Genomic DNA, 24,491 nt, shown 5'->3' on the forward strand with positions numbered 1-24,491 from the left:
TTCAACCATCAACTAATAACTACTATCTACTAACTAATAACTACTATCTATGTTCAAATCTTTGTCTTTAATTTCTCTAGCATATCTTGGGTCATCTTAGCTAAATCATATTTAGGATTCCATCCCCATTCATCCCTAGCCATAGTATCATTTAAAGAATTTGGCCATGAATCAGCTATCTTTTGAAGATTTTCATCAACATCGTAATCCATCTGAAAATCAGGTATATGTCTTTTGATCTCATTATATATCTCATTAGGCTCAAAACTCATGGCTGTTACGTTAAAAGCATTTCTATGGGTTAATTTAGCACCATCTGCTTCCATGAGATTTATTATTGCATCTATTGCATCGGGCATATACATCATATCCATATATGTACCTCTTGCTATAGGTGATGTATATCTTTTATTCTTTAATGCCTCATAGTAAATATGTACTGCATAATCTGTAGTTCCACCACCGGGAAGGGTTTTATATGATATTAATCCTGGAAATCTTACTCCTCTAGTATCAACTCCATATTTTTTGAAATAATAATCACATAATAGTTCTCCAGCTACTTTAGTAACACCATACATAGTTTCAGGTCTTTGTAATGTATCTTGGGGAGTATTATCCTTAGGTGTTGATGGCCCAAATGCTGCAATAGAACTGGGAGTAAATACACCACATCCATTTTCTCTGGCTACTTCAAGTATATTGTAAAGACCATTCATATTTACATTCCAAGCTAGTTCTGGCTTTTTTTCTCCTGTAGCAGATAATATAGCTGCTAAATGGACTATCCAATCTACATTATGTTTTTTCGCAGCCTCATATATCTCTTTAGCATTAGTTACATCTACTATTTCAAATGGTCCTGTCTCTGTTACCTCCGTTTTTCTTTTATTTATACCGCTTCCTATAATATTGTTGCTACCATACATATCCCTCAATTTCATAGTAAGCTCAGAGCCTATTTGTCCCAATGCACCGGTAATTAATATTTTTTTCATATTATTCTCTCCCCTTTTGAATCTATTTTTAAAATAAATTAATAATATCTTCTATTTATTATATTCCCCAAAATCAATACTCTATTTATAGAAAGGATAAAAAGGTATTTTTTAAAGATTCAAAAAATTATTTCCCTTGTTTTTAGGATATAACATAATAGTTTATTAATCAAGAGTTTACATCATTTCCAATTTTATCATTTTTTTAATATTTTATTTGACCATATTAAAACCCCCTAAGTCCGTGTCCGGATTTAGGGGGTAACATCAAAACCCCGAGGGTTTTAATATATATTATTTTTCTTCTGGTATCCAGCTATTTACAAGTTCTTCATTTTCATTCATCCACTCTCTAGCCACTTCTATAGGTTCTTTGTCGCTGTCAGCAATCATTCCCATAAGACTTCCCAACTGTTGTGAGTCAAGTTTGAAATTCTTAAAGAATTGAGCTAATTCTGGCCTATCTTCAGATAATCCCTTTCTAGTTATAGTGTGAAGATTTTCAGTTTCACCATATACTGTTTTTGGATCTTCTAAAAATTTAAGATCATATCTTGCAAATTTCCAGTGAGGTTGCCATCCTGTAACAATTATAGGTTCTTCTTTATTTATGGCATCAGCTAATGCAGCTGTCATAACTGGTCCACTTCCTGCCATCAATTCATAATCTAATCCATATTCTTCTATTGCTCTTTCAGTAGCACTCATAATACCTGCTCCTGAATCTATACCTATTATTTTTCCATCAAATTGATCTTTAACTTCATTCATCTCTTCAATGCTATTTATATCTACATACTCTGGTACAACTAATCCTATTCTTGCACCTTCAAAATTGTATCCCAAATCTTCTATTTTGTCGCCAAATTCCTCCATATAACTCTGGTGAGTTATAGGCAACCATCCATCTAGAAATGCATCATAATCTCCTTTAGCCAAAGATGTAAATATTAATCCTGCATCTGCATTTGTTACTGTGACATCATATCCCATTTTATCTTCTAGTATAGCTTCAGCAAGATTAGTCATGGCTATACCTTCAGCCCAATTTACAACTCCTAATTTCACTTCTCCTTTGGCCTCTTCACCAGCACCATTATCTCCTTCATTGTCAGTGCCTTGACCACATCCAGTCAATACAACACTTAATGCCAATACAGCTACTAGTGTAAAAACACCTACCTTTTTAAATCTTTTAAACATACAATAAACCCTCCTAATTTTCTATTTATTTATATTACCCAATGCTTGGGTAATTCTATCTAAAATCATGGCCAATATAACAACTGCTACACCACTTTCAAATCCTAATCCAATTTTATACTGTTGTATACCGTTTAATACCTTTTCACCTAGTCCTCCAGCACCTATCATGGCTGCTATTACAACCATGGACAATGCTAACATTATAGTCTGATTTATACCAGCCAAAATCGTAGGTAATGCTATAGGCAACTGCACCTTGATTAGCATCTGACCAGGTGTTGAACCAAATGATCTTCCTGCCTCTACAACATCAGTAGGTACTTGCCTGATGGCTAAATTAGTCAATCTTACCACTGGAGGCATAGAAAATATAACTGTAGCTACAGAAGCTGGAACTTTACCTAAACTAAAAAACAATACTGCTGGTATTAGATATACAAATGCAGGCATTGTCTGCATAAAATCCAATACAGGTCTCAATAATCTATCAAACTTTTTACTTCTAGAAGCTATAATACCTAGTGGTATACCTATTATCAATGCTACGAAAGCAGAAGTTAAAACTAATGCCAAAGTCTGCATAGTTTCTGACCACAATTCCATTCCATCTATTAACACTAATCCTACTATAGAAAATATAGCCAGTCCCCTACCTGCAAGTCTCCATGCTAACACTGCTATTATTGCTATAAATACTATACTAGGTATAAGTAATAGGCCTTTTTCTATACTCAATATACCAAATTCCATAAATGCCTTTATACCATCAAAAAACGGTTCAAAACTGCTACTTAACCATTCAACAAATGTTTTAAAATACGGTCCTATATGAAATACAAACATCCTATTCCTCCTCTCCCATAATACCTGTAATCAATGAAACTCTAACTATTATTCCCTTTAATCTATTTTTTTCATCAACAACTGCCACAGGATACGCTGCTCCAGCAGACATAGGTAATATGTCAACTATTGGCGTATCAGGAGATACTGTAGGAATATCTGTTATAATACGCTCTTCCAAGCTCCTTTTGCCTTCTTTAACTAATTTAAGAGCATCCTCAATGAGGATAACTCCTCTAAGTACTTTGTCCTTATCTGTTACATATATACTACTTATTTCGGCTTGTTTCATCTCTCTCACTGCCACTCTAGGACCATCCTTATAGTCAATAACTGTTATAGGCTTTTTCATTATTGATTCAGCTGTTATTACCTTTGTCCTGTCTACATCTTGTACAAATTCTCTAACATAATCATTTGCAGGGTCAGTAAGTATTCCTTCTGGTGTGCCTATTTGTACAACCTTTCCATCTTTCATAACAGCAATTCTATCTCCCAGTTTCAATGCCTCATCTAAATCGTGGGTAATAAAAATAATAGTCTTTTTCATTTCCGATTGTAAATCCAATAATTCGTCCTGCATCTCTTTTCTTATCAGAGGATCTAATGCACTAAATGCCTCATCCATTAATAATATATCAGGGTCTGTAGCCAATGCTCTAGCTAATCCTACCCTTTGTTGCATTCCTCCACTTAACTCATCGGGCATACTCTCTTCATATCCCTTCAATCCAACTAACCTTAATGCCTCATATGCCTTCTCCGTTCTAACTTCTGGCTCTACTCCTTGCACTTCTAATCCATATTCCACATTGCTGGCCACAGTCCTATGGGGAAATAGTGCAAAATTTTGGAATACCATCGCAATCTTTTTTCTTCTTACTTCTCTCAATTTTTCATCATTTGCCTTAGCTATATCTTCTCCGTCTATAAATATTTGTCCCCTAGTAGGATTTATCAATCTATTTAAACATCTAATTAAAGTTGACTTACCACTACCAGAAAGCCCCATAACCACAAAAAATTCTCCATCTTCAACATTAAAACTCACATCATTAACTCCTACAGTGTTTCCAGTCTTCTTTAATATTTCATCTTTACTCAGACCTTTATCTATCAATGGAAAAACTTTTTTTGGATTGGAGCCAAATACTTTGTACACATTTTTGACTTCTATCTTACTCATATTTAACCTCCTTTAATTTACCTTATTAAATTTTAAAAAATTCCCTTATATAAATAATTATTCCTTAATCGATGGCTATTTAGACATAATTTCAGATAATTATTAAAAAAGCAAAAAAATAGACACTATATCATCTGTGTCTCATTTAGAATAAACAAGTCATAACTATGTCTATGATTTTATCACAAAATTTATATAGAGTCAAATTTCATGCCAAAATCACCAATTTTTAAAAGAAAAACCATTTAATTTTTTGTAAAAATTAAATGGTTTTTCTTCTAATTTTTCTCTAATTATAGACATTAATTACTGCAATTTGTTTTTATATATTACTAACCTGATATCATTATATGTTATATTTTCTGGTAATTTGTCTTTTATAGGTTTCAACTTTTCTAATCCTATCCTATCTATAATATCTAATATCTTTTTTTCTTTGCCTTCATCTTCAATAAATCTAGACCAATCTAAGTCATAACCTCTTTCTTCACACTTTTTTAAGTGGTTTATTATTGTAGGTTGTGAAAAATTTCTATTATTAGCTATCTCTTCTAAAGACATCCCTTTTAGATAACTTTGATAGGTTAGATCGTATCTATCTTCATTGAAGTCTTCTGTTTTGTTTGATAATTGGGTTTCCTTAATGTTTTCATTTCTAGCATCCTTTACATCTATGTCTTTTTCATTGGCATATGAATTTATTAGATTAATAAAAAGTTTTCCATAATTTTCATATTTTTTATTGCCTACACCATTTATGCTTAACATTTCTTCTTTGTTTTGAGGATAATATGCAGCCATTCCTTTTATAGTAGCATCATGAAATACCATAAAAGGAGGTATCTCCTTATCTTTAGATATACTAGCCCTTAACTCTTTCAGCTTATTAAATAATTCCTTATCATAATCATATATATCTCTTCCTATAGAAACTTCTTCTTTCTTTGAAGTATCCCTTCTTTCTATGAGATGCCTCTTGTGATAAAGTCTAGTTTTCCCCTTTAATATTTCACCTGATTTATTTGTCAATTTTAATACAGGATATTTATCTGCAGTTATCCTAATATACCCCTTAGAAATCATAGACATTATTATTTCTTTTAATCCACTATTACTATAATCCTTCATTATCCCATAAGTAGACACCTTATCAAGACCTGAACCCAATACTTTTTTATTTTTTGAACCCTTAAGTACCTGTATAACAGTAGTTATACCAAACCCTTCATTCAATCTATACATACAAGATAGAACCTTTTGACCTTCCACAGTTATATCTACCATTTCTGAATCATCTAAACAATTACCACAGTTTTCACACCTGTTATTGATAGATTTTTCACCGAAATAATTTAATATATAATTTCTTAGACAGTAATTGGTATTACAATAATCTACTAAATATTGAAGATTCTTATATAGTATCTCTTGTCTTGTTTCAGACATAGTTTCATTCTCGATTATATATTTTTGTTTTACTATATCAGATGCAGAATACATTAATATACAATGACTTCTTTGTCCATCACGACCTGCTCTACCAGCTTCCTGATAATATGCCTCCATATTCTTAGGCATATTATAATGTATTACAAATCTCACATCTGGCTTGTCTATACCCATTCCAAATGCATTGGTAGCTATTATTATTCTTTTTCTATCAAATATAAAATCTTCTTGATTTGTCTGCCTTATATTACTATTCATGCCACCATGATATCCTACGGTTGAAAATCCCTTTTCGTTCAATTTGTCTACTAATGACTCCACCGTTTTTCTTGTAGCACAATATATTATGCCAGATTCCTCTGTATAGTTTTTACTTAAATAGTTTAAAAGATAATTGAATTTATTGCCTGTTTTTACTACTTCATAAAATAGATTAGGTCTGTCAAATCCGGTCATACACTGGACAGGATTTCTTAATTCCAATAATTCTTTTATTTCTTTTACTATCTCTTCAGTAGCAGTGGCAGTAAATGCTGCAACTGAAGGTCTAGGATTAATATCATTAATAAATTTGGGGATTTCCACATAACTTGGTCTAAAATCATGCCCCCATTGACTTATACAATGTGCCTCATCTACAGCAACCAATGACACTTCAATATCTTTAATAAAATTTCTAAATAATACTGTATTTAATCTCTCAGGGGCTATATAAACAAGTTTATATCTTTCATTCTTAATATCTAACATTATCTTATTGATTTCATTATATTCTAAAGAACTATTTATATATGCTGCTGGAATTCCCATTTCCTCAAGCCCATCTACTTGATCCTTCATTAACGATATAAGTGGAGAAATTACCAAAGTAATGCCCTTCAAAAATACACTAGGTAATTGATAACATAGGGATTTACCACCCCCAGTGGGCATTATACCCAATACATCCTTCCTCTCCAATATGCCATTAATCAGCTCTTCTTGACCAGCTTTAAATTCACTATACCCAAAATATTTATTTAATCCACTATAAATATCCATATTAAAACCTCTCTTTAAAACTATATTTTACTCTTCATTTTATATGTTAACATACATTGGCATTTTTAGTAGCATAAATAAAAAAGGAACTACTAAAAATGATTTTTAATAGTCCTTAACATTATTAATCTAGTATTAAATTGTCTATGGGTTTTCCTGGGGGAACTATAGGATATACCCCTTGATCTTTATCTATTACGCACTCTATTAATATAAATTCGTTGGCATCTTTCACTTCTTTTAATACTTCCTTCAATTCTAAAATATTCCTAACCTTATATCCCTTTAAACCATAAGCCTGAACTAATTTCACATAATCCACTTCATTACCAATATCTGTCTCTGAATACCTCTCATTTTGAAATAGTCTTTGCCATTGTCTTACCATACCTAAAGTGCTGTTATTAAATAGTATAGTAGTAATCGGTACATTATATTTTGATATTGTGGCCAACTCATTACAGTTCATTCTAAAACTCCCATCTCCACTTATATGTACCACCGGCACATTGGGTTTTCCTATCTTGGCCCCTATGGCAGCACCTAATCCAAACCCCATAGTTCCCAAACCTCCAGAAGATATAAATGTCCTGGGCTTCTCAAAATTCCAATATTGAGCAGACCACATCTGATGCTGTCCCACATCCGTTATCACTAATGCATCTTCCCCTAGAACTTTCTTAGCTTGTCTAAGTATATTCTTAGGATGGAATGCTCTCTCTGTTATTTTATCATGCTCTTTCCAACTGTTTATTCTATCTATCCAATCAGTTCTATTTTTTTCCTCAACATGGGTTATAAGTCTATTTATAATTTCTTTGAGATCCCCTATAAGAGACACTTCCACATCTTTATTTTTACCTACTTCAGTTACATCTATGTCTATGTGTATTATTTTTGCTCCTGGAGCAAATTTATCCACTTTACCCACTACTCTATCACTAAATCTAGCCCCTAATGCTATTATTAAATCACTATTGGTCACTGCTAAATTAGCCTCTTTAAATCCATGCATACCCACAAGGCCTAAAGATAGAGATTTGTTCCTATCAAATCCTCCCAGTCCCATAAGAGTATTGACCACAGGAATAGAACTTTTGTCTACTAATTTCGCTAAACATTCACTAGCCTCTGAAGTTATTATTCCTCCCCCTCCATATACAATTGGACGTTTAGATTGATTTATTATTTTAGCAGCCTTCTTTATTAATTTTTCCTCTTCATTGTTATGATTCAAATACCTTTCTTTTTTATTCAGTATAACACTATGAAAATCCGTCCTTTTTAGAAATACATCCTTAGGTATATCTATAAGCACTGGTCCTGGTCTTCCCTCTCTAGCTATATAAAATGCTTCATTTACAACGCTTTGAAGCTCATTAATATCATTTACTAAAAAATTATGTTTAGTTATGGGAACTGTTATTCCTGTTATGTCTATTTCTTGAAATGAATCTCGTCCCAATATATTAGTCGGGACCTGGCCTGTGATAATTACTAAAGGTATGGAATCCATATATGCTGTAGCTATGCCAGTTACAGTATTAGTAGCCCCTGGACCGGAAGTAGCAAAACATACCCCTACTTTACCAGTGGCTCTAGCATATCCATCAGCTCCATGAACTGCCCCTTGTTCATGGGCTGTTCTTATATGGGTAAAATACTGTCCCTGATCATAAAGTGCATCATAAAGGGGAATTACTGCACCTCCTGGATAACCAAATATAGTATCTACTCCTTGATTTTTTAAACATTCTAATACTACTTGAGCCCCATTAAGTTCCATCTTTTCACATCCTCCTATTTCTTAATCCACGACATCATCTTCCTTAATTCCTGCCCCACTTCAACTATTGGATGATTTAATTCCCTATTTTTTATTGCATTAAATACGGGTCTATTCATTTCATTTTCCAATAACCACTCTTTAGCAAATCTTCCCTGCTGAATCTCTTTTAATACCTTTTTCATCTCTTCTCTAGTATCTTCAGTAACTATTCTATTACCTACCATATAGTCCCCATATTCAGCAGTATCACTTACACTATATCTCATATTTTCAAATCCACCTTCATACAACAAATCAACTATTAGCTTCATCTCATGGAGACATTCAAAATAGGCTATTTCCTTTTGATATCCTGCATCTACTAAGGTATCAAACCCTGCCTTTATTAACTCTGTTATACCTCCACATAAAACACATTGCTCACCAAAGAGGTCTGTTTCTGTCTCCTCTTTAAATGTAGTTTCAAGTACTCCTGCTCTAGTTGCTCCTATTCCCATGGCATATGCAAGGGCTAAATCCTTAGTATTTCCAGAATAATCCTGATGTACTGCCAGTAAAGCGGGTACACCATTTCCCTGCTCATATACCCTCCTTACTAGATGCCCTGGACCCTTAGGTGCTATCATGAATACGTCCACATTTTTAGGAGGTATTATCTGATTAAAATGTATATTGAATCCATGGGCAAATGCCAATGCCTTTCCTTCAGTTAAATTTTCCTTCACATATTGGCTATAAACCTTTCTTTGGACTTCATCGGGTACAAGCATCATAATTATATCTGATTCCTTAGTTGCTTGATCTACAGTCAATACTTTAAACCCCTTGTCCTCTGCCCTTTTCCATGATTTGCTTCCATTATACAATCCAACAATCACATCTGCACCACTATCTTTTAGATTCAACGCATGGGCATGTCCTTGGCTACCAAACCCTATTACAGCTATTTTTTTATTTTTTAGTAGTTCAAAATTACAGTCCCTATCGTAATATACTTTTGTCATTTTAATCATTCTCCTCTCATTTTTGATGTTTAAGCTTCCCTTGCATCATATACATTTACTAATTTTTTCATCTGATTTATACATTTTTCAGCAGTTAATTCCATATTCTCTTCAAGAATAATGGTTAAATTGGCAAAATTGGCATCTTCTAAATTCTCCATATTTACACCCTTTACTTGAAATCTCTTTCTCTTCAATACCCCTACAACCCTCATAAGTACGTCCAAACCATTATCTACCCTGACACACACCTTTTTATCCATAGATACACCTCCTAAAAATTTAAATAAAAAAGCCCCTCGTTCCTAAGATATATAATCTATATATACCTTAGGGACGAGGGGCATTCTCGCGGTACCACCCTAATTCTTAAGTATAATTTATACTTAAGCAACTTTTTTTCAGGTCGAAGGTTTACCTTGAACCCTATCCATATAACGGTAGATACCGAAATCATCTACTTGACCTAAAGGCCTTTTGAATCATCTGCTCGGGAATGATCATTATATCCTATTTAACACCAACTCTCACCAAATGTTGGCTCTCTGTAGTTAAAGGGAGGACATCATTCTTTCCCTCACTGCATTTACTATTTTTAATATATTGTTTATTATTATACTATCGTAATGATAATAAAGTCAACATTATTTTTAAAATTTTCTTAACTTTTTTATTCAGCCTCTATTACTAATGGTAATTTTTTTATATCCCATGGATCTCTATTGAAACTACTAAAGATATCTATTTCCTCAAAACCAGCCTTTGTAAGTAAAGTTATAATCTCATCTTTTCTTATGGGCAATAGCATAATACTATTTTCTATTTCTCTATTTTCATATTTTATAATAAGATTAGTATTAAATTGTATAAATCCATTGATTAGTTTATATTTCCTCACAAATTTTATTTTATCATTTTCTATTGTTGGTAATCCTTGTAGCTTCTCATTTAATACTTTGTCATAATTAATTATTTGAAACTTAAATTTTCCTTGCCTTTTCAGCAATGATTTTACCTTTTTAAAAAAATTTAATATTTCCTCTTTGCTATTTAAATGTACCAATGTATTTCCAAAACATATAATCTGATTAAATTCAGTATCTGAAAATTTCTCATCTATATCCAACATATCTATGACATAATACGCTAGATTTTCAGTCTCATATCCCTTGGCAATATCTATCATATCTGCATCAATATCTATACCTACAGCCCAGTGTCCATACTCATTTAATCTTCTAGTTAACTCTCCAGTAGAGCATCCAATATCCAATATTATTTGATTTTTTTGTACTCTATCTAAAACAAAATTTACCTTGTCATTCTTTAATGGAAATATATAATCATAATACTTTGAAATACTAGTATAAAAAGACAAAACATCTCCTCCCCACATTATAAACATGTTATTGTTGCATATTTATATTACCCTAAAGTGAAATTATTAATCTTCATTTTTAAAATCAAAAAACTGACTGGGTCTATCCCAATCAGTCATGTAAACTATCTATTTATTATTTGGTGGAGGCGGTGGGAGTTGAACCCACGTCCGAAGATACTTTGCAAAGAGCTTCTCCCAGAACAGTTGTTGTTTTTATATTCGCCGCAAAGAACGCTCAACAACAAGCTTTCTCATTGGCTATCTCCAATTGTTCCACCTAAGGTCGGAGCATCCCTTAAGCAGTTCCCCGCATATAATGGCCCTTACTTTAAAATAGGCGGGACTATTTTAAAGAGGGAGCTGCGTTATATTACGCAGCTAAAGCGTAATTTTCGTCTGCGTTTACATTTAGTGCTTAGCTTTTTTATGTGGTACCAAGCCAACCACATCTGGCTACTCCAAACTCCATATCCCCGTCGAAGCCTTATTCGCCCCCGTATATATTTTAATTATATTTTAAACTCATATGCTTTTTCATCCTAAGTTCAGCATCCCTCTTAGCTATGGATTCCCTTTTATCATATAATTTTTTACCCTTAGCTATAGAAAGGTCTATCTTAACTAACCCTCTTTTGTTTATATATATACTCAAAGGAATAAGCGAATATCCTTGTTGAGTTATATACCCAATTAGTTTATTTATTTCTCTTTTATGAAGTAGTAGCTTTCTCTTTCTTAAAGGATCTTTATTATATATATTACCCTTTTCATAGGGACTTATATGCATATTATATATGAATATTTCTCCCTTTTCTACCATTGCATAACTATCCTTTATATTTACTTTTCCTTGCCTTATGGACTTAACTTCAGTCCCTGCCAAAACTACACCAGTTTCTATAGTGTCCTCTATAAAATAACTATGTCTAGCTTTTTTATTTCTAGCTACTATCTTTTTTTCCCCTTTACCCATATATATCACCAAATCCAGTATTTTTATGTGCAACGTTCATTATAGCAAATATATAGTATTATGTCAATATATATAGTATCACCAAATCAACATCAATTAAAGCAATTGAGCTGAATTTTAAAATCCAGCTCAATCATAAATCTATATCTATTTATTCACTCTATTTTCTGGTTCTTTTCCTGATAAAACTCTTATTACTTCTTCACATGCCCTTCTTCGCAATTCTTCCATTGAATCACTTGTAAAAAATGCTGCGTGGGGCGTAATAATTAAGTTTTCCAATTGAAACAATTTATTATCGGGTTTAAGTGGCTCCGTTTCAGTCACATCTAATGCTGCCCCTGCTATTAATTTATTTTTTAATGCTTCATATAAATCATCTTCCTTAACCAAAGGTCCCCTTCCAGTATTTACAATATATGCAGTAGATTTCATATTTTTAAATACATCAATATTGAATTGATGTTTAGTTTCAGGTGTTAGAGGGGTATTAATAGATATAATATCTGATTCTATTATGGCCGTATCAAAATCAACTAATTCTACCCCCATATCTTCAGCAATTTTAGGATCAATATATGGATCTGTTGCAATTATCCTAAATCCAAAGGGCCTTGCCTTTTGTGCAACTAGTCTTGCAATTTTCCCAAAACCAAATATGCCCAATGTCAATGCTGATAACCTTCTCATTTCGGGAAATTCACTAATCTTGTGTATACTTCGTATATCCCATTCTCCTCCCCTTGTATGCTTATCATAAGTATTTATATGTCTTAGCAAGTTGAGCATTAAAGTAATGGTAAAATCTGAAACCTCCTCTATACAATAATCTGGAATATTACAAACTGCAATTCCTTTCTCTCTTGCCCTATCTGTATCTATAGTATCATATCCTATCCCTTGCCTCACTATGACTTTACAATTATTCATAGAATCAATTATTTCCTTGGTTATTGGCTTATCTGCTGTTATGATAGCATCTGTATCAACTACCTCTTTTCGAAATGTCTCCTGATCGTCATTTGGTATAAATACTAAATCTAGACCTGCCTTTTCTATTAAACCTCTCTCATAGGTTGGATTGTTTATTAATACACTACTCAAAACAACTTTTTTTCCCATATATATTACCTCCTAATCATTTTTAAATATATTGAATAGTCCTTTATCTTATTTCATTTAAACTCTAAACTATAGTTTTCCTAAAGCCTCTTTGATTTTATAGCAGGCTTCTACAATATCTTCATAAGAACGACAATATGCCAATCTTATATGACCTTTTCCATAATCTCCAAAGGCCGTTCCTGGGACTCCTACAACCCCTGCTTCATCCATTAAATAATTACAAAAATCCGTCTCAGTCATTCCAAATGCTGTGATATCAGGAAATGCATAAAATGCACCCTTGGGTTTTATCATTTTTAATCCATCTATTTTAGTGAAGGCATCATATAGATAATCTCCCCTTCTTTTAAATTCTTTTACCATATCATCAATAAAATTATCACCATGTTTAAACGCTTCTACAGCACCCCATTGAGCAAATGCTGTAACACAGGTAGAAAAATTTTGATGCACTTTATTTATATATTTGATTGCATTTAACGGTCCAAGTACATATCCCACTCTCCAACCTGTCATGGAAAATGATTTAGAAGTGGATTTTACTACTAAAGTTCTTTCCCTCATATCTTCTAATGTTGAAATAGAAACATGTTCTTGTCCATAAATAAATTCATCATAACATTCATCAGATACGACTATCAAATCCCTTTCTTTGGCTATGTTTGCAATCTTCTGTAAGTTTTCCTTATCCAAGACATATCCTGCTGGATTATTAGGTGAATTAAGTAATATCATCTTTGTATTTTTAGTTATTCTCTTTTCTATTTCCTCTATTCTCAATTCCCAATTATCAACCATAAGTACGGGTACTTCTACTAATTTAACTCCAGCTATAATGGCTTGTTCTCTATAAGCTGAAAAGAAAGGACTGGGACAAATAATTTCTTCTCCAGGGTTCAACATAGTCAACATAATTACACCTATAACCTCTGCTGCTCCACACATTACACTGATTTCTGTTTCATAATCATATTTAAGACCAAAACGTCTTTCTTCCTTTTCACAAATAGCTTTCCTTAAAGGTTTAATACCATTAATATCTGTATAATGAACTTGTCCTTTATCTAGAGCCTTTTTTACTCCTTCCTTAGCAAAATCTGGTGAATCATAGTCTGGCCTACCAATTTCCATATGTATAACCCTTTTTCCTTGTTCTTCTAATTTATTTGCTCTTCCAAATATCTCATATAGTCCTCCAAAAGGCATTGCTTTCAATCTTTCATTACAATCTTTCATTTTATACTCCCCCTATTTTTAAAATTTTTATACTAATAACATGGACAATTGTGGAATAAAAGTTGTCAATAATAGTACAAATATAATAGTTCCAATAATTGGCCATATATATTTAATAATACCTTCCATAGGTATCTTTCCAACTGCTGACGCAATAAATAGATTTGCTCCATATGGAGGTGTAATAAAGCCAATAGCCAAATTCATAGTCATAATAATACCAAAATGAATTGGATCAATATCTAGAGCTATTGCCACTGGCAAAAATATAGGTGCTAAAATAGTACAACTTGAAATATTATCAATAAACATTCCTACTATTAGTAAAAATATATTTATCAACAATAAAATAACTAATTTACTGCTTGAAAAATTAATCAATGCATTTGCCACAGTTCCCGGTACCTGTTCCATAGTCAATAGAGTTCCAAATCCTGAAGATAATCCAATCATAAATGATGTTGCACCTGCTATAACAACTGTATCTTTTAAACAATCAAATAGTTGTTTTTTCCTAATCTCTTTGTATACAAATGTTCCAATAATCCAAGTATATACACATGAAATAGCTGCTGCCTCTGTGGGTGTAAAATATCCACTATATATACCACCCAATATAATTAGAGGACTTAATAATGCCCAAAATGCATCTTTTACTGCTACAAAAACAGATTTTAACGTAGGTCTATCACCTTTACCAGACCATCCATTTTTTTTGGCGATTCTATAATTTAAAAACATCAAAGCTACTCCCATCAATATACCAGGAATAATTCCTGCTAAAAAAAGACTTCCAATAGATGTGCCAGTTACTACACCATAAATTACAAATGGTATAGATGGTGGAATAACTACACCAATAGTTCCAGCTGCAGCTGTTAGTGCTGCCGCATATCCTCCGTCATATCCTTCATCTTTCATAGCTGGCATCATAAAAGATCCCACTGCTGATACTGTAGCTGGTCCCGAACCAGAAATAGCAGCAAAAAACATACAAGTCAATGTTGTTACCATTCCAAGCCCACCAGTTATAAATCCTATTACATGATCAGCTAAATTTAATAATCTTTTGGAAACGCCACCATATCTCATGAAATTCCCTGCCAACATAAAAAATGGTATTGCCATCAATGTAAAAGAATCTAAAGCTGTAAAAGAATTTTGTGCAATCATAATTGGATCTATATTAGTTGCAAACAATACAGTAGTTAACGTTGCCAAGCCAAGTGATATACCAATTGGCAAGCTAATACTTACAAATACAGCTAGCAATATAAATAATAAAATTATCATTATTTACCCCCTCCTAAATTTCTAATTTTTGACCTCATGGTATAGTTTTTGTAGTAATCTAAATATCATCAGACCACAACCAACGGTAACGGAAGCATAAGCATATCCCATTGGTATTTGCATAGCGGGAGATACTTGTCCTCTATTAAACAATATCTTTACTAATTGACCCGATTTAATAGTCATAAATCCAGCAAATACTGTCCATAACACTATAATAAAAATTTCAAAATTCATTTTTCCTTTTTTAGAATATTTATCTCTGAAAGTAGTGATCCTCAAATGTGCATCCTCTTTCACCGCTAGAGAAGCCCCTATCCAAATTTGATACAACATTACATACCGAGCAATTTCTTCAGCCCATGTAAATGAAAAATCAAAAAAAGTCCGTAAAAAAACTTGTAAAGAAATAATCACAACCATGAATACCAATGTTCCAATAAGAAAATATGTTTCTAAATTTTCATCTAGCCATTTCAAAACTTTCAATGTTTTCCCTCCTATTCTAATCATTATATTTTTTAGCTAATTCTATTAGCCTCTTTCCCAACATATCTTCATACTCTTCATAAACAGATTGTGACATCTCAATAAATAAATCTTTTTGTTCTGGACTTACCTCATTTATATTCATCCCTGCCGCCTCTAGTTCTTGCAAAAATTCTTTTTCCATTTCTTGAGTAATCTTTCTTTCATATTCAATCATTTCCCTGGCACATTCTCTTAACATCGTGTTTAAATCCTGTGGAAGATTGTCAAGAAATTCTTTATTAAATAATAAACTTCCTGATGCAAAAAAATGTCCAGTTAAAGATAAATAATCTTGTACTTCATAAAATCTTGAAGAGCTTATTATTTGTAATGGGTTTTCCTGTGCATCAATGGTATTTTGCTGTAAAGCAGTAAACAATTCTGAAAAGCTAATTGGAGTAGGATTTGCTCCCCATGCTCTAAATGATGCCATATGTATAGGGTTTTCCATGGTTCTAATAGAAATGCCAGCTAAATCATCTGGCGAGGAAATCGCTTTCACGCTGTTTGTTATATGTCTATAACCAGTTTCTCCATATCCTAAATTAACAAGATTATGTGGTTCAAGTAATTTATTTAGTTCATAACCTAGTTCATTATCAAATGCTTTATATGCTGCCTCACGTGTTTTAAAGATAAAAGGCAAGTCTCCAACCATAAATTTAGGTTCAAAACCAGCTAAAACTGCTGTTCCTGGAAAAGATGCAGTTATAGATCCAAGGCTTACTGCTTCCACTGCTTGTCTATCTCCACCCAATTGGCTATTGGGATATACTTGTACATCAAATTTACCTTGAGATCTTTCTTCTAAAATTTCCTCAAAATAGACACAGGATAAGTGTATGGGAGATGTCTCATTTGCTACATGAGAAAGCCTAATGACAATGGGACCAGATGAAGTGGGATTTTTTTTATTATAATCTTCTTTATAGAATATACCAGCTGTCAAAAGTACAATAACTAGTACCAATAACAGAAACACGTGCTTCTTCTTCATTTTTTAATCCTCCTTATTTTTTATACTTTAAAATAATTCCTTCAAATAAAAGACAAAATTGACAAAGTAGAAACTCTCCTCCTTTCTATGTATACATGTACATGTATACTTGTATGTGTATATTATATTTAAAGTTTTCTAATTTGTCAATCAATTCTATAAATTCTTAATTGTTACTTTTTTAACTATTGACAAAATAAAAAGTGCCAATACTACGGAGTCTCATAAGACTTCCTAGTATTGACACTTTTAAAATTCACATTATTAATTTAAGCCAATTCTATGGACATACTAATCCTTCTGAATATTTAAATTTTTGATCATACGCATTTTGATATTATGGATATGATTCTGCATATGTTCCTTTGCTTTTTCTGTGTTTTGATTTTCTATATATTTATACAATTCTTTATGTTCTCTTATCACTTCTAAAAAAAATGTATCTGCTGTGGTTGCATTTAAAAAACGTCTAGAATTCATAAGAATGCTTGATAACTGCTTCTGCAAGTATTCATTTTGACTGATTCCAGCTATATAATTGTGTAATTCTGAATCAATATCTAAAAAAACTTTCTTACTTTTAAATTCCCCTGTTAATGCCTCTTCCTGTCTATGTAATATATATCTCATATTTTTCAGATCTTCTTCTGTTCTCAATGTAGCCGCCAATTCAATGGAAAGACCTTCTAATAGTTCTCTAACACTTAAAAGGTCTTCAACTTGCTTTTCGGTCAATTCTGCTACAAATGTACCTTTACCTGGAACAATTTTAAGAAGTCCTTCATATACTAGACGATTAAAAGCCGCCCTAATAGGGGTTCTAGATACACCTATTTGTTTGGATATCTCTTCTTCTTTTATCAATTCTCCTGGTTTTAATTCAAGATTTATAATGGCATCCTTTAAAATCTCGAATGTTCTTTCAGTCAATGTTCCCTTTACTTTTATTTTAGGTAATTGTTTCATAGATTATTCCTTCCCCTTTAACATATCTTTGTTAATATAATATCCATTTTTTTCAATGCTGTCAAGAAAAGCTATTACCCCACTGGCTACTAAACTAATATAAAGTCTATCTCTCTTTTATTTATATTAGTATTTGCTACTCGTATTTTTACTAAATCACCTATTCTATATGTCTTTTTAGTCATATCCCCTATAAGACTATAATTCTCTTCATCAAAGGTATAATAATCATCGGTCAATGTACTTATATGTACCAACCCTTCTATAGTGTTATCTAATTCCACAAACATACCAAAGGATGTAACCCCTGATATTATACCCTCATATTCTTCTCCTAGTCTTTTACTCATATATTCTACCATCTTCAGCTCATCTGTTTCCCTCTCTGCTTCATCTGCTAGTCTCTCTCTCTGAGAACACTGATCAGCTACTTCAGGTAATATTTTTCTTAATTTCTCTATCTTCTTAGTAGACATTCTATTATTTATAAATTTCTTTATTATTCTGTGTATCTGTAGGTCTGGGTATCTTCTTATGGGAGAGGTGAAATGACAATAATTATCAGTTGCCAACCCAAAATGTCCTTCATTTTCCACACTATATCTAGCCTTTTTCAATGACCTGAGCATAATAGTATTTATAACTGTCTCTTCCTTTTTACCTTTTATTTTCTTTATCAGTATTTGTAAGTCTTTAGGATGCACATTTTGTAAACCCTTTATTGTATATCCAAAGTTATATATAAATTTATTAAACTCATTAATTTTTGCCTCATCTGGATCTTCATGTATCCTATATACAAAGGGTATTTGAGACCAGTACATATATTCTGCCACCGTTTCATTACAAGCCAGCATGAATTCTTCTATTATACCATTGGCTATTCTTCTCTCAGCCTTTTTTATATTTACAGGCTTTCCTTCTTCATCTAACACTATATATGCTTCATCAAAATCAAAATCTATGCTTCCTCTATCTTCTCTTTTTTTCTTCAATATATTATAAAGTTCTGCCATGACTTCTATATCCTTCATTATATGAGCATATCTCTCTTTAAGATTCTCATCATCCTTTTCTAATATATCAGATATATCTGTATATACCAGCCTTTCTTTACTTTCTATTACAGATTCTGCTACTCTATGGTCTATTATCTTACCTTTCTTATCTATTTCCATAAATACTGAAAGAGTCAATCTAGGAGTATTGGGATTTAAACTACATATGCCATTAGACAACCTCTTTGGCAACATGGGAATTACTCTATCAACTAGATATACACTGGTACCTCTACTTAATGCCTCTTTGTCTAAAGGGCTGTTTTCTTTTACATAATTAGTTACATCGGCTATATGTACTCCTAACATATAATTGCCGTTATCCAATTTTTCTACAGATATAGCATCATCTAAATCTTTAGCATCTGCACCATCTATAGTAAATATGGTCTTATCTCTTAAATCAAGTCTTCCTATTAAATCTTCATCATTTACTTTCTCTGGTATGTTTTCAGCTTCATTTAGAACCTTCTCTGGAAATTCCTCTGATAAATTATATTTTCTAACTATTGACAAAACATCTGTACCTGCTTCATCTATATATCCTAATACCTCTACTATTTTCCCCTCAGGATTCCTTCTTTTTTCTGGCCATCTTGTTATCTCTACTACTACCTTTTGATTAGTTTTTGCACTATTTATCTCACTCTTTGGCACAAAAACATCCATACTTATTCTTTGATCATCGGGTATTACAAAGCCAAAGTTTTTGTTTTTCTCAAAGGTACCCACTATTTTTTCATTTGCCCGTTCTAAAATCCTTATTACTTCTCCCTCAGGCTTTCTATCTATATTACTTTTTTTATTTAATCTAACAATAACTTTATCACCATGCAATGCTCCATTTAAATCATTTGGAGAAATAAACACATCTGAACAATCTTTGTCCTCTGGCAATAAAAAACCGAATCCTTTAGGATTTCCTTGTAATTTTCCTACTATTAAATTCATCTTTTCAGGTATACCATAAGTATCCTCCCTAGTCTTTATAACTAGGCCCTCTTTTTCCATTTCATCTAGTATTTTATAAAAAGATTTTCGCTGTTCTTTATCTATATCAAATATTTCAGCCAATTCCTTATTAACTAAAGGTTTATAAGCCTTTTCCTCCATAAATGCCAATAACTTTTCCTTAGTACTCATAAAATTCCTCCAATCCCTTTTGTCCTTTTCCATCTATTTTTCCCTAATAATATATTTTATACCCTTATTTCAAAAAATAAAGCACACCTTTCTGTGTGCACAGATTATTGTCAAACATATATTCATCATAAAAGTATAAAACAAAAGTACATTTAGTAAAATTTATAACATATATAGAAATTAGTAGTTAATGGTTAGTAGTTATTAGTTTAATGATTAAATCCATAGGATTTTTTACATCAACTACGAACTACTAGCTACTAACTACTAACTATTTTACAAAATTAGTAACTATTTTAATACCTTTGTTATTAAACTAAATATACCTTTTTGTATACCTTATTTCTTTACTCCTCCTATATTGGCCTTTTTATTAAATAGGTCTACATCATAGGAATACATATTATCATTCTTTTCTCCATGGGCGTCTTCAGCTATATCTATAAGTTCAGTTATCATATCCTTAAATGTTATGCCCATAGGTTCCCACAAATAAAATGCAACTGAACCAGGTAAGGTATTTATTTCATTTACAAAAATATTATCATTTTCATCTATTAAGAAATCTATTCTGGCATTACCTCTACAGTCTAATGAATTAAATGCCCTTTTAGCAAAATTTTGTATATCCTCTGTCATCTTATCAGATAACTCTGCTGGTATAACCCTCTTTTGACCCTTTCCACCTTTTACATCGCTATTGATATATTTATCTTCATATGAAAGTAAATCCTTCCAGCCCAAAGGTTCTTCACAGAAAGATGCCTTTAACTCATCATCCTTACCCATCACTGCACAATTTATTTCTCTGGGATTAACAACAGCATTTTCCACTAAAATCTTTCTATCATATCTTATAGCTACCTCTATAGCATCTATAAGCTTATCTACATCTGTGGCTTTAGTTATGCCTACACTGGAACCTAAATTTGCGGGTTTTACAAATACAGGATATTCAAGTTTGTCTTCTACATCTTTAATAATTGTATCTCTATCTTTTATCCATTTCTTCCTATAAAACCAAATATGATCAACAATAGGTAGGGCTTCCGCTTTAAAAACTGACTTCATAATAATTTTATCCATACCTACAGCCGATGACATAACTCCTGCCCCCACATATGGTACATTTATAAGTTCTAATATTCCCTGTATAGTTCCATCTTCTCCATTTGTTCCATGCATTGCAGGAAAAATCACATCAATACTATCCAATACCTTTTTAGAAAACATTCCTATTTTATTGGGATGATTATATAGATTTTTATCATCATGGGTAGCAGTTATTACTATTTCCTTTGTATTGCCAAATTCTTTATTTTTGAAAGTATCAAATTTCTTTAATTCTTCTCCAGTATACCACTTTCCTTTTTTATCTATATATATAGGCACAGGTTCATATTTAGTCTTATCCATATTTTCCATTACCTGGAGGCCAGTTATCACTGACACCTCATGCTCAACAGTCCTACCTCCAAACAATACACCTACCCTTTTTTTCATACAAAAAATCCTCCTTATTCATTATAATTATCGGGTAAATCATTTTCAAATAATACTACATCTTTCTCTTTTACTAAACTCTGAATAACTCCAGTGGATTCATCCAGTGTCTTTACAACAAATATATTGTCCTTATTAAACTTTTGTTCAACAAGACCTTGGTATATTGGCCTAGTTCTCTTTTCACCAACTAGTATTACGAAATCACAAACCTTACTTATATTCTTGCCAAATTCCTTATTTTCCTCTTCTTCTCTGTCTCCTAATTCCACCATACCTGGAGTAACTATAACCTTTCTTCCTTCTTTAAATTGATTTAAAACCTCTAACGCTGCCTTGGCACCCACAGGATTAGAATTAAAAGCATCATCTATAATAATCACACCTGTACCTGGATTGATTAATTGTAGTCTATGAGGAATAGGCTCTACCTTAGATATCCCCTTAGATATATCATCTAAATTCATTCCCATTGCATTGGCCACTGCTACCCCTGCCAATATATTGGATATATTGTGCTTGCCTAACAATTTGCTACTACACTTTACACTATTACCTTCTTTATCTGACAATATAAAAGTAGAGCCGCCCTCATTAACTTCTATATCTTTAGCATATATATCTAAATATTCATGGTCTTTTATACCATATAATATCTTTTCTTTAAAAGTCTTATCTGCTAATTTCCTTACATATTTATTATCATAATTGAATATTGCTATACCATCAGCAGGTAGATTCTCTATCAGTTCATATTTAGTTTTCATTATGTTTTCTATGTTTTTAAATGTCTCTAGATGGGTAGGTCCTATGGAAGTAAGTACACCTATTTTAGGTCCTACAAGTTTAGCTAATTCATCTATATCACCTATATTCCTAGCTCCCATCTCTACTACAAAGGCCTCATAACTATCATCAAGGGTATTATTTATAACTTTACTTATACCCATAGGGGTATTATAGCTTTCTGGTGTGTTTAATACATTATATTTATGCCTTAATATTTCAGCAGTGATAAATTTGGTAGATGTCTTGCCAAAACTACCAGTAATACCAACTATATTCATATTTTCAAAGTTTCTTACTTTATTATATGCCATATCATAATAATATTTATTTATTCTTTTTTCTATGGGTAATACTAGTAAATTGGCTAATATTATAGTCTGAGGAATACCATAAATTATAAGTAATGAACCTATTAATATAAGATCAAAGGGTCTATCACTAAAATTTATGACAACTAATCCATATATCAGCATAATAATTAAATTTATTGCTATAATAGCTATAAATAATCTTTTAGCCCTTTTAGTAAATACTAAGTCCTTTTTAGCGTTTTTACTTTTAAAATCTTCCACTAATAAAAAACAAAATAGTAAGAACAACAATATCATTGGTAATAAAAGTATCTTAGAATCTATTAGTATAACTATTATCTCTAATAAGAATAACGCAATGGCACTATTCCTTACCTTATTTGAAAATACATTTTTACCAGATTCCTTTAGCCACCTTTTATATTGATTATTTCTGTATCCCTCCAATTGCATCATATGTAATGTATATCTTGATGTCCAATACATAGGTATTAACCATATAACAAATAATATAGCTCCTATAATCCCTAAATTATTTAAAATGATATCCATTTTTCACTCTCCTAACTACTACTATCCAAAAAACTATCTATAACCCTATTAAATGTATACATCTGGTCTATATAAGAATAATGCCCTGCATTATCCAATACTACTAGACCGCTACCCTCTATTTCATTTTCCATTATTTTTCCCATATAAAGTGGAGTAGCATCATCATCCCTTCCCCATACTAATAATGTTGGTACATTTATATTTTTTAAATATGGTCTTAAGTTTTCATTTATTACTTTAACCATTATTTTTCTCATAATTCCATCGGCCGCTCTATAATCCTGTGAGCCATATCTCTTATAAAACTTCTCTAATCTCTTATCCTTTTCCTTCCAAAAAAATAATAGATTATATATTCCCTTCATTATTTTAAATGTATATACTTTAAGATAATATTTAGGTTTCCTCTTTGGAATTATACCTGCACTGTCTATAAGTACCATTTTGCTTAAAATATCTGGATATTTATTGGCTAACATTATAGATACCCTGCCCCCGTGGGAGTGACCCATAAGTATTATATCCTTAATATTCAATTTATCTACAAATTTTTTTATAAAGTCAGCATATTCTTCAGAACCCCATACAGTTAGAGGTCTATCACTTTGACCAAATCCTGGTAAATCCAATGCCCATACCTTATACCTATCTTTAATATGATTATATATAGGTATAACTGTATCTATATTTGCCCCCCATCCATGAAGAATAAGGACATTTTCTCCTTCACCTTCACATATGTAATTAATCCTTAATCCATCTATATCTATATGCATTTAACCATCCTCACTACTTAATTTAAATAAATCTATACATATAATATTAATATTCAATAAAGTAAAGTAATTATACCTCATTATATTTTAATTATCTTATTTGATTATAACAAAACTTACTTTCAAATGCCATAAAATCATTATAAAATAGGAAAACTTACATTTTCATTGTTCCCTATTTATAAATAATTCATTAAAAAAGGACAATCCTGAGATTGTCCCTTTGATTAATCTTATTATAGTAATCCACCAAATTTTAAGAATAGAGGTGCAAATACCAATGCAACTATGGTCATAAGTTTAATAAGTATATTTATAGAAGGACCAGAAGTATCCTT

20 protein-coding genes, 1 other RNA gene and 1 other annotated feature are annotated in these 24,491 nt (G+C 31.8%); all 21 genes read right to left on the minus strand.

From position 1 onward, the window contains the following. Positions 1-53 precede the first annotated feature (53 nt). Complete coding sequence (locus Q326_RS0110130) at positions 54-998, minus strand: L-threonine 3-dehydrogenase (RefSeq protein ID WP_026895291.1); 945 nt, start codon at positions 996-998, stop codon at positions 54-56. Between the two features lie 294 nt (positions 999-1,292). Next, on the minus strand, positions 1,293-2,201 hold the full coding sequence (locus Q326_RS0110135) for a glycine betaine ABC transporter substrate-binding protein (protein WP_026895292.1): 909 nt from the start codon (positions 2,199-2,201) through the stop codon (positions 1,293-1,295). Positions 2,202-2,222: 21 nt separating this feature from the next. Beyond that, a complete protein-coding gene (locus Q326_RS0110140; RefSeq protein ID WP_026895293.1) occupies positions 2,223-3,047 on the minus strand; it encodes an ABC transporter permease in 825 nt (274 codons plus the stop codon). A gap of 1 nt (position 3,048) precedes the next feature. Next, positions 3,049-4,233: a glycine betaine/L-proline ABC transporter ATP-binding protein ProV gene (gene proV, locus Q326_RS0110145; RefSeq protein WP_026895294.1), complete on the minus strand. Its 1,185-nt coding sequence runs from the start codon at positions 4,231-4,233 to the stop codon at positions 3,049-3,051. Between the two features lie 306 nt (positions 4,234-4,539). Then, complete coding sequence (gene recQ, locus Q326_RS0110150) at positions 4,540-6,723, minus strand: DNA helicase RecQ (protein ID WP_026895295.1); 2,184 nt, start codon at positions 6,721-6,723, stop codon at positions 4,540-4,542. A gap of 124 nt (positions 6,724-6,847) precedes the next feature. Then, on the minus strand, positions 6,848-8,509 hold the full coding sequence (gene ilvB, locus Q326_RS0110155; RefSeq protein WP_026895296.1) for a biosynthetic-type acetolactate synthase large subunit: 1,662 nt from the start codon (positions 8,507-8,509) through the stop codon (positions 6,848-6,850). 14 nt (positions 8,510-8,523) lie between these two features. Next, positions 8,524-9,516, minus strand: coding sequence for a ketol-acid reductoisomerase (ilvC, locus tag Q326_RS0110160; protein ID WP_026895297.1), 993 nt, complete (start codon positions 9,514-9,516; stop codon positions 8,524-8,526). 29 nt (positions 9,517-9,545) lie between these two features. After that, entirely contained in the window at positions 9,546-9,779 is a 234-nt protein-coding gene (locus Q326_RS0110165; RefSeq protein ID WP_026895298.1) for an ACT domain-containing protein, read from the minus strand. Positions 9,780-9,845: 66 nt separating this feature from the next. Next, positions 9,846-10,106: a binding site (T-box leader), on the minus strand. An 80-nt stretch (positions 10,107-10,186) separates the two neighbouring features. Next, positions 10,187-10,894, minus strand: coding sequence for a class I SAM-dependent methyltransferase (locus Q326_RS0110170; protein WP_026895299.1), 708 nt, complete (start codon positions 10,892-10,894; stop codon positions 10,187-10,189). Positions 10,895-11,035: 141 nt separating this feature from the next. Next, positions 11,036-11,393, minus strand: a transfer-messenger RNA (tmRNA) gene (gene ssrA / locus Q326_RS18235). 9 nt (positions 11,394-11,402) lie between these two features. Further along, positions 11,403-11,870 (minus strand): SsrA-binding protein SmpB, encoded by a 468-nt coding sequence (smpB, locus tag Q326_RS0110175; RefSeq protein WP_026895300.1) that lies wholly within the window; start codon positions 11,868-11,870, stop codon positions 11,403-11,405. A gap of 147 nt (positions 11,871-12,017) precedes the next feature. Continuing rightward, positions 12,018-12,992: a C-terminal binding protein gene (locus Q326_RS0110180; protein WP_026895301.1), complete on the minus strand. Its 975-nt coding sequence runs from the start codon at positions 12,990-12,992 to the stop codon at positions 12,018-12,020. A gap of 69 nt (positions 12,993-13,061) precedes the next feature. Beyond that, positions 13,062-14,231: a pyridoxal phosphate-dependent aminotransferase gene (locus Q326_RS0110185; RefSeq protein ID WP_026895302.1), complete on the minus strand. Its 1,170-nt coding sequence runs from the start codon at positions 14,229-14,231 to the stop codon at positions 13,062-13,064. A gap of 27 nt (positions 14,232-14,258) precedes the next feature. Continuing rightward, positions 14,259-15,524, minus strand: a complete 1,266-nt coding sequence (locus Q326_RS0110190) for a TRAP transporter large permease (protein WP_034601869.1) — start codon at positions 15,522-15,524, stop codon at positions 14,259-14,261. A 21-nt stretch (positions 15,525-15,545) separates the two neighbouring features. Further along, on the minus strand, positions 15,546-16,013 hold the full coding sequence (locus Q326_RS0110195; RefSeq protein WP_026895304.1) for a TRAP transporter small permease: 468 nt from the start codon (positions 16,011-16,013) through the stop codon (positions 15,546-15,548). Between the two features lie 16 nt (positions 16,014-16,029). Continuing rightward, positions 16,030-17,052, minus strand: a complete 1,023-nt coding sequence (locus Q326_RS0110200) for a TRAP transporter substrate-binding protein (RefSeq protein WP_026895305.1) — start codon at positions 17,050-17,052, stop codon at positions 16,030-16,032. A 291-nt stretch (positions 17,053-17,343) separates the two neighbouring features. After that, the gene (locus Q326_RS0110205) at positions 17,344-18,018 is read right to left on the minus strand and encodes a GntR family transcriptional regulator (RefSeq protein ID WP_026895306.1); all 675 of its coding nucleotides are present in this window, start codon (positions 18,016-18,018) and stop codon (positions 17,344-17,346) included. An 89-nt stretch (positions 18,019-18,107) separates the two neighbouring features. Next, on the minus strand, positions 18,108-20,219 hold the full coding sequence (gene rnr / locus Q326_RS0110210) for a ribonuclease R (protein ID WP_026895307.1): 2,112 nt from the start codon (positions 20,217-20,219) through the stop codon (positions 18,108-18,110). A 339-nt stretch (positions 20,220-20,558) separates the two neighbouring features. Then, a complete protein-coding gene (locus Q326_RS0110215) occupies positions 20,559-21,722 on the minus strand; it encodes a D-alanine--D-alanine ligase family protein (RefSeq protein ID WP_026895308.1) in 1,164 nt (387 codons plus the stop codon). A 14-nt stretch (positions 21,723-21,736) separates the two neighbouring features. Further along, positions 21,737-23,374, minus strand: a complete 1,638-nt coding sequence (locus Q326_RS0110220; RefSeq protein WP_026895309.1) for a UDP-N-acetylmuramoyl-tripeptide--D-alanyl-D-alanine ligase — start codon at positions 23,372-23,374, stop codon at positions 21,737-21,739. Positions 23,375-23,385: 11 nt separating this feature from the next. After that, positions 23,386-24,153 carry an alpha/beta fold hydrolase gene (locus Q326_RS0110225; protein WP_026895310.1) on the minus strand — a complete coding sequence of 256 codons (768 nt, stop codon included), beginning with the start codon at positions 24,151-24,153 and terminating at the stop codon, positions 23,386-23,388. Between the last annotated feature and the right edge of the window lie 338 nt (positions 24,154-24,491).

This window comes from Clostridiisalibacter paucivorans DSM 22131 (assembly GCF_000620125.1).
GTDB lineage: Bacteria > Bacillota > Clostridia > Tissierellales > Clostridiisalibacteraceae > Clostridiisalibacter > Clostridiisalibacter paucivorans.